General features: G+C 71.1%; 10 protein-coding genes. 8 read left to right on the top strand and 2 right to left on the bottom strand.

Annotated elements, in window-relative coordinates:
• Window positions 1-393 precede the first annotated feature (393 nt).
• From ACFWTE_RS13800 to ACFWTE_RS13830, 7 genes are all read left to right on the top strand, one after another.
• A complete protein-coding gene (locus ACFWTE_RS13800; protein WP_378779701.1) occupies window positions 394-2,037 on the top strand; it encodes a DEAD/DEAH box helicase in 1,644 nt (547 codons plus the stop codon).
• A gap of 325 nt (window positions 2,038-2,362) precedes the next feature.
• Window positions 2,363-3,964, top strand: coding sequence for an alanine/glycine:cation symporter family protein (locus ACFWTE_RS13805; protein ID WP_378779702.1), 1,602 nt, complete (start codon window positions 2,363-2,365; stop codon window positions 3,962-3,964).
• A 177-nt stretch (window positions 3,965-4,141) separates the two neighbouring features.
• Window positions 4,142-5,221, top strand: a complete 1,080-nt coding sequence (locus ACFWTE_RS13810) for a permease (RefSeq protein ID WP_378779703.1) — start codon at window positions 4,142-4,144, stop codon at window positions 5,219-5,221.
• A complete protein-coding gene (locus ACFWTE_RS13815) occupies window positions 5,218-6,036 on the top strand; it encodes a TIGR03943 family putative permease subunit (RefSeq protein ID WP_378779704.1) in 819 nt (272 codons plus the stop codon). Before ACFWTE_RS13810 ends, ACFWTE_RS13815 begins: the two co-directional genes overlap by 4 nt.
• 116 nt (window positions 6,037-6,152) lie before the next feature.
• The gene (locus tag ACFWTE_RS13820) at window positions 6,153-7,556 is read left to right on the top strand and encodes an ATP-binding protein (protein WP_378779705.1); all 1,404 of its coding nucleotides are present in this window, start codon (window positions 6,153-6,155) and stop codon (window positions 7,554-7,556) included.
• 14 nt (window positions 7,557-7,570) lie between these two features.
• The gene (locus ACFWTE_RS13825) at window positions 7,571-8,647 is read left to right on the top strand and encodes an AI-2E family transporter (protein ID WP_378779706.1); all 1,077 of its coding nucleotides are present in this window, start codon (window positions 7,571-7,573) and stop codon (window positions 8,645-8,647) included.
• A 24-nt stretch (window positions 8,648-8,671) separates the two neighbouring features.
• On the top strand, window positions 8,672-9,355 hold the full coding sequence (locus ACFWTE_RS13830; RefSeq protein ID WP_378779707.1) for a TVP38/TMEM64 family protein: 684 nt from the start codon (window positions 8,672-8,674) through the stop codon (window positions 9,353-9,355).
• 29 nt (window positions 9,356-9,384) lie between these two features.
• On the opposite strand, the gene ACFWTE_RS13835 is transcribed toward ACFWTE_RS13830, so the two are convergent.
• Together ACFWTE_RS13835 and ACFWTE_RS13840 are read right to left on the bottom strand one after the other, a co-directional pair.
• Window positions 9,385-10,710 carry an ABC transporter substrate-binding protein gene (locus tag ACFWTE_RS13835; RefSeq protein WP_378779708.1) on the bottom strand — a complete coding sequence of 442 codons (1,326 nt, stop codon included), beginning with the start codon at window positions 10,708-10,710 and terminating at the stop codon, window positions 9,385-9,387.
• A gap of 316 nt (window positions 10,711-11,026) precedes the next feature.
• Window positions 11,027-11,995, bottom strand: a complete 969-nt coding sequence (locus ACFWTE_RS13840; RefSeq protein WP_378779709.1) for a LysR family transcriptional regulator — start codon at window positions 11,993-11,995, stop codon at window positions 11,027-11,029.
• A gap of 235 nt (window positions 11,996-12,230) precedes the next feature.
• Here ACFWTE_RS13840 and ACFWTE_RS13845 point away from each other — a divergent pair, with 235 nt between their 5' ends.
• Window positions 12,231-13,391 (top strand): acyl-CoA dehydrogenase family protein, encoded by a 1,161-nt coding sequence (locus ACFWTE_RS13845; protein ID WP_378779710.1) that lies wholly within the window; start codon window positions 12,231-12,233, stop codon window positions 13,389-13,391.
• Window positions 13,392-13,472: the final 81 nt, after the last annotated feature.

The following is a 13,472-nucleotide window of genomic DNA, read 5'->3' on the forward strand; positions in this document are numbered from 1 at the left end:
CCCGTGGCGAGACACCTTCGGACGGGATGGGGGAGATCCGTATCACCGGTGAAAAACCCCCATCCCGTCCCCGTTCCCGGATGATCTCTAGTACGCTCTTGCAAGCGGTCGTTCAGTAATGCCGCGCGCATCCGAGCGCGCCGAGGCCGCACAAGACGCGGAGAGCGTGTCGACCCCGTCGGCGCCACTCTTACCCGAAGAGCTGCTCGTCCCCACACAGTGGGATCTGCCGAGCGTAGGAGCCCCGATGATCGAAGGGGTCCGCTTCCGCGTGTGATCAGGCGCGTTTGTGTGATTTCTTCGCTGGGTCCGCTGTGGCCGTGTGGAGCCTTCCTCGAAACGCCGCCAAACGATGAGGAAGGTACACGTCACTTGACGACGGACACTGCCGTAATGCCTGCTTTTGACACCCTGGGGCTTCCCCAGGACATCGTCGACGAGCTGGCCAAGAACGGTGTGACCACCCCGTTCCCGATCCAGGCCGCCACCATCCCCGACGCCATCGAGGGCCGCGACGTCCTCGGCTGCGGTCGCACGGGATCGGGCAAGACCCTGGCCTTCGGCCTGCCGGTCCTGATGCGCGCCGCCGAGCGCCGCGCCGCAGCCAACCGCCCCCGGGCCCTGATCCTGGTTCCCACCCGCGAACTCGCCCACCAGGTGCGCGACGCCCTGCGCGGTTACTCCCGCGTCGTGGGTGTGCGCGTCGGCGACGTCGTCGGCGGTAGCTCCTACACCCGACAGATCAACGAACTGCGCCGTGGCGTCGAGGTCCTCGTCGCCACCCCCGGCCGCCTGTCCGACCTCATCGACCAGGGCGTCTGCGACCTGAGCGACGTCGAGGTCTCGGTGCTGGACGAGGCCGACCAGATGTGCGACATGGGCTTCATGCCGCAGGTCAGCGAGCTCCTCGACCAGGTGCGCCCCGACGGCCAGACCCTGCTGTTCTCGGCCACACTCGACGGTGACGTCGACAAGCTGGTCCGCAAGTACATGAACGACCCGCAGACCCACTCCGTGGACCCGCCGGTCTCCCAGGTCACCGCCATGGAGCACCACCTGCTCAAGGTGCTGCCCCGTGACAAGAACAAGATCATCACCCTGATCGCCGCGCGCGACGGCCGCACGATCCTGTTCGTGCGCAGCAAGTACCGCGCGGACTCCATCAGCGAGCAGCTGGCGGCGGCGGGCGTGCCCTCCGCGTCCCTGCACGGCGGCAAGACGCAGAGCGTGCGCACCCGCACCCTCGCCAAGTTCCGCGAGGGCAAGATCCAGGCGCTGGTCGCCACCGACGTCGCCGCCCGCGGCATCCACGTCGACGGCATCGACATGGTCGTCAACATCGACCTGCCCGCCGGGCACAAGGACTACCTGCACCGCGGTGGCCGTACCGCGCGCGCCGGTGCCTCCGGCCTGGTCGTCTCCCTGGTCGCGCCCAACCAGCGCCGCATGGCGCGCCGCCTGCTCAGTGACGCCGGCGTCGACGCCAAGCAGCACCTGGTCAACCCGGGCGACGAGTTGCTCTCCGAGGTGACCGGGGCCAAGGAGCCCTCCTGGGAGCCGTGGATCGAGCCGCCCGAGCCCGTGCGCGAGCGTCGCGGGCGCGGCGGCCCCCGTCGCAGCGGCGGCTACGGCGGCAGTGGCGGTAGTGGCGGCGGTTACCGGGGTGGCTACCGCGGCGACCGCAGTGGCGGTGGCGGCGGCTACCGCGGCGGTAGCGCCGGTGGTGGCGCCGGTGGTGGCGGCTACCGGGGCGACCGTCCCCGCACCGACCGGGGCGAGGGCGGCGGCTTCCGTGACGGAGAGCGTCCCCGCACCGACCGCGGTGAGGGCGGCGGCTACCGCGGTGGAGAGCGTCGCGAGTACGCCCCGCGCACCGAGGGCGGCTACCGTGGCGGCGACAACCGCGGCGGTGGCGGCTACCGTGGCGGCAGCGCCGGTGGTGGCGGCTACCGTGGCGGCGACAACCGCGGCGGTGGCGGCGGCTACCGGGGCGACCGTCCCCGTACCGACCGCTACGACTCCGCCCCGCAGCACTAGGGTGTGAACGCACTCGGGCCCGGCAGGTTCTCCTGCCGGGCCCGAGCCTTGTACCGGGGTCACCCTCATCTCTCGGACAGTGGCACCTCGCGCAGGAGGAGTTCTGTTCCATGCCGGAACGGTGGGAAGGGCGCGTCCGGCTGGCCACGGGCCCCACCCCCACAGGTCGGCCCCCGATCATGTGCCCGCCCGGGGTTGTTGACCCATTACGGTCTTTTACCGCCCCTTCGCGTGTCCGAATCGCCCTGAACCGGGGGCGGAGTGGACAGTTGCGGACAGCCCCGATGCCGTACTCGGGACCACCACGCCGCCTGAAGGGGAACGCGTGAACGTCCTCAACGTCCTTCTCGTCGCCGTCAACGACTTCTTCTGGAGCTACTTCCTCATCCCGCTCCTGGTCGTTCTCGCCCTGTACTTCACGGTGCGTTCGGGACTCGTGCAGCTGCGGCTGTTCCCGGAGATGTTCCGGGTGCTGAGGAGCAGTCCGGGAATCGCGCCCGACGGCGGCAGGGAGATCTCCTCCTTCCAGGCCTTCGCCATCTCCGCCGCCTCCCGGGTGGGGACCGGGAACATCGTCGGGGTGGCGACCGCGATCATGCTGGGCGGGCCCGGAGCGGTCTTCTGGATGTGGGCGATGGCCTGCGTGCTGGGAGCGGCGGCGTTCGTGGAGTCGACGCTGGCCCAGCTGTACAAGGTGCGCACCAGCACGGGGTTCCGGGGCGGACCCGCGTACTACATGTTCCTCGGCCTGGGCCAACGGTGGATGGGCGCCCTCTTCGCGGTCCTCATCACCATCACCTTCAGCCTCGTCTTCAACTCCGTGCAGGCGAACAGCATCTCCGGCGCCGTCTCCACCTCCGCGCAGGACCTGGGCTCGCCCACCGGCTGGTTCCTGAACGTGCTGATCGGACTGGCGCTGGCCGGGCTGACCGCGGCCGTCATCTTCGGCGGGGTGCGCCGCATCGCCACGGTCGCCCAGGCACTCGTGCCCCTCATGGCGATCCTCTACATCCTGCTCGGCGCGGCCGTGGTGATCCTCAACATCGATGAGCTGCCGCGGGTCGTCTCCGACATCTTCGCCTCGGCGTTCGGTCTGCGCGAGGCCGCGGCCGGCGGCGTGGGCGCCGCGATCGTGCAGGGCCTGCGGCGCGGGATGTTCTCCAACGAGGCGGGCCTGGGGTCCGCCCCCAACGCGGGTGCCACCGCCTCGGTCTCCCACCCCGCCAAACAGGGCCTCGTGCAGGCCCTCGGCGTGTACTTCGACACCTGGCTGATCTGCTCGGTGACCGCGTTCATCGTCCTCGTGTACACCCCCGACTTCTCGGCGGAGGCCGGGGCCGAGGTCACCCAGCGGGCCCTCCAGTTCTCCCTGGGCGACTGGTCCGTGCACGCCCTCACGGTGATCCTGTTCCTGCTGGCGTTCACCTCCGTACTGGGGAACTACTACTACGGCGAGTCCAACCTCCGGTTCCTGGACGCCGACCCGCAGCACATGACCTACTTCCGCTACGCGGTGCTGGCCGCGGTGTTCATCGGCTCCGTGGCCCCGCTGACCGTGGTGTGGAACCTGGCCGACATCGCCATGGGGGCCATGGCCACCGTCAACCTGGTGGCCCTGGCACCGCTGTCCACCGTCGCCTTCCGCCTGCTGGCCGACTACAGCCGCCAGCTCCGCAACGGGCTCGACCCGCAGTTCACGCTGTCCAAGATGCCCGACATCCAGAACGTGCAGTGCTGGGGCCCCGCCTCCGGTTCCCTCCCCGAGGACGTCCAGCGGGGGGAGGGGGAGGCCCCGAGCGACCCGGCCACGGCCCTGGCGGAGCAGGACGCGGACGGCGGTGGGACGGGTGGTGCCCACACGGACCCCGGCGGGGAGGAGGGCGCCCCGGGCGACGGCGGCCAGGAGGAGGGCCCGACGGAGCGCTAGCGGGTCCGTCCGACGCCGAAGCGCCGGTGACGGGCAAGCGCGCACGGCCTGCGGTGTCCGGCTCCGCTCCGACCCGTGGGGGACGGTCGTCCACAGGGGGGGAGCGGGCTTGTCCCGGCCGAAAACGATTGTCGGTATTATGCGTGAAGACCCCACCCGACCACCACGGAGACCGACGTGCCCGACCGGACCACACCGGCCGCCGAACCCACCCCGCAGCCGGCCTCCCTCGGCGACTCCCTCGCCGGGGGGTGGGCGGAGCGCGGCGAAGAGCTTCCCCCCGCGGACTGGGGGCGCGAGCGGGGCCGCCGCAGGACCGGGACGGTCTGGCTGTTCGCCCTGTTCATCACCGCGATGGCGCTGGGCCACGCCTGGATCTCGGACGAGCTGACCAGCCAGGCGTTCCTCGCGTGGGCCACCATCTTCACCGCGATCAGCTTCCAGGCGCTGCCCTTCCTGGTGTTCGGGGTGGCGTTGTCGGCCGCGCTCACCGCGTTCGTGCCGCCCTCGGCCTACCAGCGGTTCATCCCGTCCAAGCCGAGCCGGGCGGTACCGGTCGCGGGGGTCTCCGGGGCCCTGCTGCCAGGCTGCGAGTGCGCCTCGGTGCCCATCGCCGGGAGCCTGATCAAGGGCGGGGTCGCCCCTGCGGCCGCGCTCACCTTCCTGCTGGCGGCGCCCTCCATCAACCCGGTCGTCATGATCGCCACGGCGGTGGCCTTCGCCGGACAGCCCGAGATGGTCCTGGCCCGGTTCGTGGCCTCGCTGCTGGCGGCCGTGGTCATCGGATGGATCTGGGTGCGCTTCGGCCGCGCCGACTGGCTGCGCCTGCCCACGCACGCGCACGCGCCCGGAAGCTCCCGGTGGCAGGTCTTCCGTGAGTCGATGCTGCACGACATGATGCACGCGGGCGGCTACCTGGTGGTCGGAGGCCTGGCCGCCGCCACCCTCAACATCATGGTGCCGCGCGAGTGGCTGCTGACGGTCGCCGGTATGCCGGTGGTCTCGGTCCTCGTGCTGGCCCTCCTCGCCATCCTGCTGTCCATCTGCTCCGAGGCCGACGCGTTCGTCGCCGTCAGCCTCACCGACTTCTCGCCCACGGCCAAGCTCGCGTTCATGGTGATCGGACCGATCGTCGACCTCAAGCTCCTCGCGATGCAGGCGGGCGTGTTCGGCTGGCGCTTCGTGGTCCGCTTCGCGCCGCTGTGTCTGCTGGTCGGTCTGCTCAGCACGTTCCTGATCGGAGGACTGATCCTGTGAACCGCATCGCCCAGGGGCTCACCCTCGTCCTGCTCGGCGCGGCCGCGCTGACCAGTACGATCCCCACCGACCTCTACCTCAACTGGGTCAAGGCCGGTTTCGGACCCTTCCTCATCGCCGCCGGTGCGGTGATGGTCCTCCTCGGGGTGCTCGTCATCGTCGCCGAGATCCGCGGCGAGGGCGATGCGGTGGAGGAGCGGCACGAACAGGAGGAGCCCGCCGCGGTCCACGCGCAGAGCGCGTCCGCCGTGGAGAGGGACTACGAGGAGGCGTACGACCGCAGACGCGGTCACGACCACTCCCGTGCCCCCGGTGTCGCCTGGCTGCTCCTGCTCCCGGTGCTCGCCGTGTTCGTCGTCGCCCCGCCCGCGCTGGGCTCCTACACCGTGGAGGCCACGTCCGGTTCGTCCGGGCCGCCCCCGGAGGACCGGCGCTCGGGCGTGTTCGACGACGGGGTCGAGGAGGCGGCCCCGGGTGAGGTGGTCACCATGGACATCCGGCAGTTCGTGATGCGCGCCTGGATCGACGAGGACCGGCTGCTGGCAGGGCAGGAGGTCGAACTGACCGGGTTCGCGGTGCCCGAGAAGGACGGGGACGGGTGGTACCTGGCCCGCCTCCAGATGGCGTGCTGTGCCGCCGACGCCGTCGTCAACAAGGTGTACATCTCCAACGAGCCCGCACCCGAGGCCGACACCTGGTGGACGGTGCGGGGCACCTGGGTCGAGCCCGAGGGCGAGATCTTCGAGGTCAGCGAACACGAGCTGACGGCCCTGGAGGTCCAGGAGGTCACCGACCCGCCGGACCCCTACGAGTAGGGGCCCGCGGGGCGCGCACCGCCTCCCGGGGCCGACGCCGCTCCCTCCCCGGTCCGCTCTCCGCCACACCGTTCACCTTTCGCCGGATTATGGTTGCGCTGGGTGACAATGGGCGGGTGTCAGAGCGGAGCGGGCGTGGGGGAGTGTGGGGCAGGCTGCGCCCCCGGTCGATCCGTGCCCGGGTCACCGCCGGAGCGATCGTCGCCCTGATGCTGGTCGGCGGGCTGTCGCTCTTCCTCAGCAGTTTCCTCATCCGGGAGATAGCGCTGAACCAGGCCAGGGACCAGGCCGACACCGAGGCCCGCCGGGTCTCCGAGCACATCGCCACCGAGCGCTACGAGGGCACCATCCCCGACGGTTCGACGATCCTGCGCGTGCAGATCGTCGACTGGGAGACCGGTGAGGTGGTCGCGGCCACCGATTCGGTGGAAGGCCAGCCCGCGATGACGGAGGAGCGTCCGGCCCGGGGGGACTTCCGCCTCGACACCACCGTCTGCGGCGAGGTCGCGGGACCCACGCCCGAAGACTGCCTGCTCGTCGTCGGGTACGGCGTCAACGAATCCGAGTACGGCGAGGCCCTCGTCCTGGCCGCGGCGAGGACGCCCGGCATCCTGGAGACGGGTTCGATCGAGATGGTGCTGCTGGGGACGGCCGTGGTGCTCCTCGTCGTCACCGGGGCCATCATCTGGTTCGGGGTCGGCCGAGCCCTGCGTCCGGTGGAGAGGATCAGCGCCCAGCTCGACACGCTCTCCGCCAGCGACCTGAACCGCAGGCTCCCCGTCCCCCACACCCACGACGAGATCGCCCACCTGGCCCGCACCGCCAACGCGAGCCTGGCCCGGCTGGACGAGGCCGTCACCCGCCAGCGGCGGTTCGTCTCCGACGCCTCGCACGAGCTGCGCAACCCCATCGCGGGGATGCGCGCCAAGCTGGAGGTCGAGCTCTCCGACCCCGAACCCGACACCCGCTCGCGCGAACTCCTGCTCACCGGCCTGCTCTCGGACACCGAGCGGTTGGAGAACATCGTCTCGGACCTGCTCGAACTCGCCCGCCTGGACACCGATGTGGCCCTTCAACGGGAGCCGATGGACCTGACGGCGGTCATCACGGGGGAGTTCGTGGACAAGCGACGCCACCCCGCACTGCGGGTGCACGCCTCCGGCCCGGTCCACGTGACCCTCAACAGGCTCCGTCTGGTCCGCGTCCTCACCAACCTGATCGCCAACGCCGAACGCCACGCCCGGTCCCGGGTCGACGTCATCGTCGAGCGCGAGGGGGACGCCGCGGTGGTGGAGGTCCACGACGACGGGACCGGCATCCCCGCCATGGACCGCGAACGGATCTTCGAACGGTTCGCGCGACTCAAGGAGTCGCGTGAGCGGGACCCGGGCGGTAGCGGACTGGGCCTGCCCATCTCGCGCGAGATCGCCCGGTCCTACGGGGGCAGCCTCACGGCCGGGCACAGCGACCTGCTCGGCGGTGCGGTGTTCACCCTGCGCATCCCCGACACCAGCGAGTAGCGGAGGAGGGGGATGTGCCATCCGGAGGCGAACTGATCGCACTGCCCGCCGGCGGGAACGGGCCGAAGCACCCCAACTACTTCCTCCTCGGGTTCGTCGGTGCCCTGGGCGTGCTCACCGCGTGGTTCCTCACCCAGGCACTCGTCGGGGCCCGTGCGGTCCTGGTCTACATCCTCGTCGCGCTCTTCCTCGCGGTCGGGCTCAACCCCGTGATCGAGGGGCTGCGCCGCCGGGCGCGCATGCCGCGCTGGGGGGCCATCCTCACGGTGTGCCTGACGCTGGTGTTCTTCGCCGCGGTGTTCGTCTGGACCATCGTGCCTCCGCTCACCGAGCAGGTGGCGAGCTTCGCCACGAACCTGCCGGACACCCTGAACGATCTCCAGAACACACCCTTCTTCGCCGACCTGGAGCAGCGCTACGACCTGCTCGACCGGTTCGAGGGAGTGGTCACCGCACCGGACTTCGGACAGCAGCTCTTCGGAGGGCTGGTCGGGGTCGGTCAGGTCGTGTTCAACTCCCTGTTCGCCACGTTCACGGTGCTCGTCCTGACGCTGTTCTTCATGGCCTCGCTGCCCGCGATCCTGGATGTGTCCTACCGGTTCGTGCCGCGTTCCAGCCGCGACGGCGTACGCCGGATCGGCGACGAGATCGTCCGGCGCATCGGCTCGTTCATCGCGGGCCAGCTGGTGGTGGCGGTCTTCGGCGGCGTGGTGGCGTTCTTCTTCCTGTGGGCGATCGGCTCGGCCTACGCCCTGACCCTGGCCCTGGTGGTGGCCGTGACCGCGCTCATCCCGCTCGTGGGAACCACCATCGGGGCGCTGGTGGCCTCCCTGGCGGTGGCCCTGGGAAACCCGTTGCTGGGTCTGGTCACACTGGTGTTCTTCCTGGTCTACCAGCAGATCGAGAGTTATGTGATCTCGCCGCGGGTAATGCGTCACGCGGTGGACGTCGCGCCGACCGCGAACATCACCGCGGCGCTGGTCGGCGGGGCACTGATGGGGCTCGTGGGTGCCCTGTTGGCGATCCCGACGGCGGCGGCGCTCACCATCATTCTGAAACAGGTGGTGTTCCCCCGCCTGGAGCGCCGCTGAGGCCGACCGGAATAGGCTGCGGGGATGGGGAAGGAGCCGCGAGGCGGCGCCGGCGGGCGCGGCCGGCGGATGTCGCGGGCCGTGCTGCTCGCGGTCTGGGTCGCGGTACTGGTTCTGGCGCTGGTCCAGGGGCCCGGCCCGGACGCACTGCGCAGCTGGGTGGAGGGCGCGGGCGCGGCCGGTCCCGCGGTCTACCTCGCCGCCTACGTCGTGGCGGTGTTCGCCTTCGTGCCCCGGCCTGCCCTGAACGCCCTCGCGGGGCTGCTGTTCGGGGTGCCCCTCGGACTGGTCCTGGCACTGGTGGGAGGTGTGGGCGCCGCCCTGGTCCAGTTCGCGGTGGCCCGGCACGTGGCCGGCGACGCGGTGGCGCGGCGGCTGTCCGAGGGGGTCCGCGGCCGGCTGGACGCACTGGCGGGCGGGCATGCGTTTGTGGCGGTGCTGCAGTTGCGGTTGCTACCCGTGGTTCCGTACCAGGCGGTGAACTACGGCCTCGGGCTGACCCGGATGGGCGTGTGGCCGTTCGCCTCGGGCACGTTCGCGGGAGCTGTCCCCGCGACGGCGGCACTGGTACTGGTCGGGGGCGGGGGAGCCGACCTCGGTGTACCGGTGGCCGTGGCGGGGACGCTGCTCGCCGTGGTGATCGGTGCGGTGTGGTGGGTGCGGAGCCGGTCCGCGGCGGGGCCCGGGCCCCGGGAACGGCCGGCCTGAGCCGGGGCCCGCCACCACGGGGCCGTGCCCTACCCGCCGGAGGGGCCGAAGAGGGCCACCTCGTCGGGGGTGGGGCGCTCCATCTCGAAGGGGAGGATCTCCCCGCCGTCGCTGTCGGTGACCATCGGCTCCTGGAGGACCTCGGGTTCCTCCCCCGTCCTGTTCTGCACCACCATGACGCCGGAGTAGCCGCTGTGGTCGTCCTCGGTGGCCGCGAACGGGACCAGACCGGGGCCGACCCACTCGTGTGCGTGCAGGGTGTCGATCAGGTTCGGCCGGGTCAGGTCGGGTCCGGTCTCCATCAGCAGCTGGGCGAACAGGGTCGCCTGCACCATGCCGTACACGGTCGTGTCGGTGAACGGGGTGCCCTCGTTGTACTCCTCATGGATCTCCAGGAAGAACTCGGTCCACGGGTCCTCGCGCTGGGCCGCCATGGGCAGGAACGCGGTGATGATCAGCCCGTCGGTGAAGCCCTCCGCCGGGAGGTCCTCCGCGGCGGTGCCCTCCGCGTACTCCTCGATGAGACCGGTGACGATCTCCACGTCGCCGCCGAAGCTGGGGGCGATCCACTGCGGGGTGTACCCCATGGCGGTCGCCTCCATGATGGCCATGCCCAGGAACGCGGGGATGCAGTGGCAGACCGCGACGTCGGCACCGGAGGCCTTCAGTTCGGCGACCTGCCCGTCGAGTTCGGGGACACCCGGGTCGTAGGACTCCCAGGCCACGATCTCCTCGGTGAGGTACTGCTCGATCCCGGCGTGGGAGGAGGGGCCGACGTCGTCGTTCTGGTAGAGCAGGCCCACGTCGTCACCGGGGAAGTTCTCCGCGATGAAGCTGCCCTGGACCTTGGCCTCCCTTGAGTAGTCGACCTGGAATCCGTAGCTGTAGGGGTAGACCTCCGGCTGGTCCCAGGCCAGGGCGCCCGACGAGACGAAGAGGTCGGGGACGCCCTCCTCGTTGAGGTCGTCGATCACCGCCTCGTGGGTCGGCGTCCCCAGGCCGCCGAGCATCGCGAAGATCTCGTGGTCGTTGATGAGGGCGTCGGTGGCCTCCATCGTCCGCGCGGGGTCGAACGCGTCGTCCTGGACCTGGTACTCGATCCGGCGTCCGTGGATGCCGCCGTTGTCGTTGATGTAGTCGAACACCGCGCGGGCGCCGGTGGACACGTGGCGGAATCCGGGAGAGGCCGGTCCGGTGAGGGGCTGGTGCGTGCCGATGACGACGGCGTCGTCACTGACCCCCCGGGTGTCGGCCTCCGGGGCCGCGGCCCCGTCGTCCGCGGCCTGGCCGCCGGAGCACGAGGAGACGAGAACCGCGACGGCCAGTGCCGAGGCGGTGGTGCTCAGTGTTCGCATGTGTGGTGTCCTGGGCTAGGTCGCGCCTGATCAGACTGGGTGTGTGGCCCCTGGGGGAGTAGTTCACGGGTGTGAAACGGGAGGCGGTGGAAAACCTACTCACGAGTACGTTACTTGCGAGTAAACACCATACGCGTGCCGCACGCCACCGCGATATGAGCGGCGTCGGTGCGCACTCGGGCGGTGGAGGCTCGGGTCCGCGCGCACGGACGGCTACCGCGTGCCCACAGCCGGAAGCCGGTCTTCGCCGTGTTGCCGGGAGGCGCCGGGTGCGTGCGGGCCCGTGGTGCGGATCACAGGCGGCCCCGGTGGGGGGTCAGGCCGGGCCCTGGGAGCGGCCGGAGCCTGCGGTGGGAACGGCGCCGTCGGCGGGGTCGGCCGCCCCCGCGGACCTGGGCGCCCCCCGCAGGATCTCGCGCGCCAGCCGCGCGATGCCGTCGGAGGCCTGGTGCACCGCGCTGTCCCGCCGCCAGACCAGGAGGTGTCGCAGCTGAATGGGCGCGCCCTCCAGCGGGCGGATCACCACGCCCCGGCCGGTGTCGAAGTCCGACTGGCAGGGGGCGATCGCCCGGCGGTCGGCGATGAGGTCGCGGATCTCCGACCTGTCGTAGAGGCGGTAGGGCACATCGGGGCTGAACCCCGCGCGCTGGCAGGCCAGGTAGAAGCACTCGGGCCAGCCGGTGCCGTCCGGCGGGGTCAGCGCCCACGGGCACCCGGCCAGGTCGCCCAGCCGGATCAGCGGCTGGTGCGCGCGCGGGTGGTCCGCCCACAGGGCCACGTGCAGCGGTTCCACCGAGAGCATGGCCCAGGAGAGGGGGCCGTCCGTGGACAGGTCGCGGTCCACGTAGTCGATGGTGGTCCCCAGATCCAGGCGTCCGGCGCGTACCAGGTCCGTGACCAGCTTGGGGGAGTACTCGGTGCGCACGTGCACGGGGACGTTGGGGAAGACCTCCGGCAGCCGGGCCGAGAGTTCTATGGTCAGCGGTCCGGCCCCGCCCACCCTGAGCGTGGCGGGAGAGGCCCCGCGCGCGGTGATGTCGTGCAGCAGGTCGTCCATGGACAGCAGGACCGAGCGCGCGCGTACCAGGACGAAATCCCCCAACTCGGTCGGGCGGACCCCCGCACGCCCCCGGTGGAACAGCTGTCCGCCGACCTCCCGCTCGATCCGCTGGAGCTGGGTCGTGAGAGCGGGCTGGGAGGTGGAGAGCGCGGCTGCCGCCTTGGTCACGCTGCCGGTGTCGGCCAGGAGGCAGATGGTGCGCAGGTGGCGGAGTTCGAGGTCCATGCGTGGAATCTAGGACGGCCGAGGGGTCCGTGTACAGCCGTCTTGTTCGGGAAGGCGCTGGGAGTCGTGGTGTCCAGGCGGTCGGCGGTCCGCTTCGCGGCTGTCGAGGGGCGGGCGTCCCCGGCCCGCGTGCGCGCGCGTCCCGTGGGATAGGGTGCCGCTCATCACCATATAGTTTGACGTCCTACTACATCCACACAATGGATGGGTCGGGGCGCAACCGCGGGAGAGGCTCATGGCGGTCGAACGTACGCTGTACACACCAGAGGCGGAACAGCTCCTCGCTCTGACCAGGGAGATCGTCGACAAGGAGCTCGCCCCCCGCGCCTCCCAGGACGAGGAGGAGGGGGTCTTCCCCCGCGAGGTCTTCCGGGTCCTGGGTGCGGCGGGCCTGCTCGGACTCCCGTACCCCGGCGAGTACGGGGGCGGCGAGCAGCCCTACGAGGTGTACCTCCAGGTGGTGGAGGAACTCGCGCGCGGATGGCTCGCGGTGGGACTGGGCGTCAGCGTCCACACCCTGTCCTGCTACCCGATGGCCGCCTTCGGCAGCGAGGAGCAGAAGGCCGCCCACCTGCCCGGCATGGTCGGCGGCGACCTCCTCGGCGCCTACGGCCTGTCCGAGAGCACGTCCGGTTCCGACGCCGCAGCCCTGACCACCCGCGCCGAGCGGGTGGAGGGCGGCGGTTACCGGGTCGACGGTGCCAAGGCCTGGATCACCCACGGGGGCGAGGCCGACTACTACTCCCTCTTCGCCCGCACCGGCCCGCGGGACTCGGGAGCCCGGGGCATCAGCTGCCTCCACGTCCCCGCCGGGACCCCCGGGCTGGGGTCGGCCCCGCCCGAACGCAAGATGGGCATGCGCTCCTCACCGACGGCCGGGGTCCTCCTCGACGACGTCCGGCTCGGCGCCGACGCCCTGATCGGGGAGGAGGGCAAGGGCTTCGGCATCGCCCTGGCCGCGCTCGACTCCGGTCGCCTGGGCATCGCCGCCTGTGCCGTGGGCGTCGCCCAGGCCGCACTGGACGCCGCGGTGGCCTATTCCAGGGAACGCCGCCAGTTCGGCAGCTCGATCGGCGACTTCCAGGGCGTCGGCTTCATGCTCGCGGACATGGCCACGCAGATCGCCGCCTCCCGTGCCCTCTACCTGTCCGCGGCCCGGCTGCGCGACGCCGGACGGCCCTTCGGCCAACAGGCCGCCATGGCCAAGCTGATGGCCACCGACACGGCGATGCGGGTCACCACCGACGCGGTCCAGGTCTTCGGCGGCTACGGCTACACCCGCGACTTCCCGGTCGAGCGCTACATGCGCGAGGCCAAGGTGCTCCAGATCGTGGAGGGCACCAACCAGGTGCAGCGCCTCGTGATCAGCCGCCACCTGGCGTGCGAGGGCAGCTGACCGTCGGAGGCCGTTACGGAGGAGGCGGTTGAGGAGCTCTTCCGATCATGGCGCGGACGAGGGGTCGACACGTTCGTCGTC

It is taken from the genome of Nocardiopsis sp. NPDC058631 (assembly GCF_042716955.1).
Lineage (GTDB): Bacteria > Actinomycetota > Actinomycetes > Streptosporangiales > Streptosporangiaceae > Nocardiopsis.

Excerpts from the sequence above, each read along its gene's own strand:
- ACFWTE_RS13835 (WP_378779708.1), bottom strand. The coding sequence starts at position 10,710 with ATGCGAACACTGAGCACCACCGCCTCGGCACTGGCCGTCGCGGTTCTC.
- ACFWTE_RS13830 (WP_378779707.1), top strand. The coding sequence starts at position 8,672 with ATGGGGAAGGAGCCGCGAGGCGGCGCCGGCGGGCGCGGCCGGCGGATG.
- ACFWTE_RS13800 (WP_378779701.1), top strand. The coding sequence starts at position 394 with ATGCCTGCTTTTGACACCCTGGGGCTTCCCCAGGACATCGTCGACGAG.
- ACFWTE_RS13840 (WP_378779709.1), bottom strand. The coding sequence starts at position 11,995 with ATGGACCTCGAACTCCGCCACCTGCGCACCATCTGCCTCCTGGCCGAC.
- ACFWTE_RS13845 (WP_378779710.1), top strand. The coding sequence starts at position 12,231 with ATGGCGGTCGAACGTACGCTGTACACACCAGAGGCGGAACAGCTCCTC.